Below are 3,606 nucleotides of genomic sequence, written 5' to 3'. Positions count from 1 at the left end.
ATCAGCTGACTTCATTTAGTATAGCAGAGTTAAAATCGTTTGTAAAGTACTTTTTTTAGTTTTTTCATTACCATTTTATGTATCATATGATTTATATTACTATATTATTTCTTTCTATTTATTGTCTACTTTTCTTAGTTTCATTGCAATCTCTATATAATCTGCTATCATAAATAGTATACAGAAATACGATCAGGAGGTATACATTATGAAATTCATTACTACAGAAGATTATTACCATATGAGTAGAGTAGCTGCCAATATTATATCTGCACAAGTTATTATGAAACCATCTTGCGTATTAGGTTTAGCAACTGGTTCTACCCCTCTTGGCATATACAAACAACTTATTCGTTGGTATGAAAAAGGTGATTTAGATTTTTCAGAAGTTACCACTATTAATTTAGATGAGTACAAGTCTCTGTCACCAGATAATGAACAAAGCTATCGCTATTTTATGAACAAGAACTTCTTTAATCATATTAATATTTCCAAGAGCAAGACTCATGTTCCTAACGGTCTTGAACTTGATGAAAAGAAGGCTTGTAGCGAATATAATGCTATTATACAATCAGTTCATGGTATCGATTTACAGTTATTGGGCATTGGCCAAAATGGTCATATAGGTTTTAATGAACCTGGTGGTGCTTTTGAAAAGGAGACACATTGTATAGATTTATCAGAGAGCACAATTCTTGCAAATTCTAGATTCTTCAAATCCTATGATGAAGTTCCAAAGCAGGCATACACAATGGGAATTAAATCAATTATGCAAGCAAAAAAGATTATCGTAGTTGTCTCTGGAAATAACAAGGCTGATATAGTAAAAGAGGCATTCTTTGGTCCAGTAACTCCTAAAGTCCCTGCTTCCATCCTTCAATTACATCCTGATACTACAATAATTGGTGATAAGGATGCCTTTAAGAAAGTGAGTGATCTAATATGATTATTAAGAACGGAATGATTTATTCCGAACAATGTGAGTTTATTTCTTCAGATATAATAACGGACAATGATAGCATACAACAATTGATATTAAATAAAAGCAATATACAAAACTACGATCATACAGCTCATCAAATTATTGATGCTACAGATTGCTACGTTATACCTGGTCTTACAGATCTACATTTTCATGGATGCGTTGGCCATGATGCATGTGATTGCTCCGCTGAAGCTATCGAAGCTATCGCATCATATGAACTATCTCAGGGTATCACCACGATTTGTCCAACAACAATGACATTACCAGAAGAAGATTTACTAGCAATTCTAGACACAATACATAACTATAAACTAGAACATTCAGATGCAAATCATGCAGATATCGTTGGTATCTATCTTGAAGGCCCTTTCCTCTCAAAATCTAAAAAGGGGGCTCAAGACGGAACTAATATGAGGAAAGCTGATTTTTCTTTATATGAGAAGTTCCAGAATGCTGCCCATGGCTTAATTCGCTTTGTAGCAATTGCCCCAGAGGGAAGTGATGCCCTCAAGTTAATAGAGAAATATCGTGATGAAGTTACCTTTACAATTGCACATACTAGTAGTGATTACGATACTTGTATGCTTGCATTTGATGCAGGCGCAAAACAAGTAACTCATCTATACAATGCAATGCCTGGTTTACATCACCGTTCACCTAGTGTGGTTGGAGCAGCTTTCGATAGTAAGCATAGCCATGTTGAATTAATTACAGATGGTAATCATATTCATCCTAGTGTTGTAAGATTAACCTTTCAATTATTTAGTGATGAACGTGTAATCTTAGTTAGTGATAGTATGAGTGCAACGGGAATGCCTGATGGTAAATACTCATTAGGTGGACAAAGTGTATATGTTAAAGATTCCATTGCTTGCCTTGAAGATCATGTAACAATAGCTGGTAGCACAACAAATCTCTATGATTGTATGTGTAGAGCAGTCAAGATGGGAATTCCACTTGAAAGTGCAATCAAAGCTGCTTGTGTTAATCCAATCAAAGCGCTTGGCTTATATGAAACTTATGGCAGTATAACACAGAATAAGAAAGCTAATTTATTAGTTGTTACAAAGGATTTACAGATACGCCACATTATTAAAGACGGAAAAATTTACAAATAAAGCTATACTATTCTCAACGCAATAAATTTAAAATAATAGAAGGCTACCACACGATACAAACATCGGTGATAGCCTTCTATCTTAATCAACTTTCTTATCTCTTTCATGATCTATGTATATGATAGTATTTATTACTCCTATACAAATTTTATTATTTGTATTTCTTTTTCTGCTGATAAGTCAACGTAGTCATCTCCACATTTAACCGTAGGTCTAGACATATCAGATTTATTAATATATATAATTCTTCCTACCCTGTTATCACTTAAAAGAACATCGCATCCAATATACGTATCCATAATTCCTTCTAAAAATACCATGATATACTGTGTATCATATTTTGATATTCCATATTTCTCAAATTCATAAATTAATGAAAATGGATTTCTAGCTCCATCTTCTGTTAAAGTTAGTTCATCATAGGCGTCAGCTATCGTTACTATCTTTGAATATGTACATATTGCTGGACTCATAATTTGTAATGGATACCCTGAACCATCAATCTTTTCATGATGTGTTAACGCAGTTAACCCAATTTGTCGATTAAGTTCGTGTTTCATCAAATAGCGATATCCATATATTGTATGTTTTTCTAACATTTCTTTGTCGGCTTTGGTAAGTTCATCTTCTTTCTTAAGCAAAAGTTCTTCTGGCATCATCAACATTCCAATATCATGAAACAAGCCTGCAAGTGTAATATCGTTTATTTCCTTCTCCGAAAAATTCAACCATCTTGCTAATACATTAGAAATTAATGCCGTATTCAAACTATGCATATACATTTGATTTTGTTTCAGCTGCATACCATACAAAGCATCAAATAACTCATTTGTATTATCAACTTTATTTAAGACAGTATTTATTCCACTAATAATCTCTTGTTTATCTACTTTCTTATCACGATCAATTACATCATCAAATTGGCTTTGAATATTAGAATAACATAATGTATATTTGTGATTAATCTCCTTAAATTTAGTAGTTTTTCTAATTTCTTCAAGATGTGTTTCTAAGCCTTCTAACCTTTTATCTTCGTTTTCTGCATCCAATATTCTTACTTCATAGATATTGTTGTTCTCTAACAGTTTTAAGGCACGTTTGTCTATTACTGTTCCACTATTAATCAAAACAGAACCATAAGTATTTATTACATCTCCATAGATAATCATATTTTCTTTTAAATCTTTACGCTTAATTATTTTCTGCATATCCCACTCCTATCCTGATTAATATAATCATCCAATATTTTATCATATGTTATCAATATCCACTTTTATTTTACCATATTTATTTCCTTTTTCATATCGGTAAATAGATTTATTCTAAGAAAAAGACATATAAAAAGACGCTTAACTAATTGGATAAGCGTCTTTTTATATGTCTGTTTCACTAAAAAAAGGTTATCTACTAAGTGAATTCTTTCACTAGATAGATAACCTTTTTTCTTGTATCTTCAAAACTACACATTGAATTGTCAGCATTCTTTTGGTTAAGCCCTCGACC

At 32.1% G+C, this 3,606-nt stretch carries 3 protein-coding genes; 2 read left to right on the top strand and 1 reads right to left on the bottom strand.

Going from position 1 to position 3,606, the window contains the following annotated elements:
- Positions 1–208: 208 nt before the first annotated feature.
- Together nagB and nagA are read left to right on the top strand one after the other, a co-directional pair.
- A complete protein-coding gene (gene nagB, locus ACW2QF_RS18675; protein WP_455717524.1) occupies positions 209–946 on the top strand; it encodes a glucosamine-6-phosphate deaminase in 738 nt (245 codons plus the stop codon).
- On the top strand, positions 943–2,103 hold the full coding sequence (nagA, locus tag ACW2QF_RS18670) for an N-acetylglucosamine-6-phosphate deacetylase (protein ID WP_455717523.1): 1,161 nt from the start codon (positions 943–945) through the stop codon (positions 2,101–2,103). The genes nagB and nagA overlap by 4 nt, the downstream gene beginning before the upstream one ends.
- 137 nt (positions 2,104–2,240) lie before the next feature.
- Here the strand turns inward: nagA and ACW2QF_RS18665 are convergent, their stop codons facing one another.
- Positions 2,241–3,311 (bottom strand): HD-GYP domain-containing protein, encoded by a 1,071-nt coding sequence (locus ACW2QF_RS18665; protein WP_455717522.1) that lies wholly within the window; start codon positions 3,309–3,311, stop codon positions 2,241–2,243.
- Between the last annotated feature and the right edge of the window lie 295 nt (positions 3,312–3,606).

It is taken from the genome of Anaerosporobacter sp. (genome assembly GCF_965301125.1).
The sequence above is the reverse complement of the archived record's forward strand: the minus strand, read 5'-3'. Positions and strand labels throughout refer to the sequence as shown.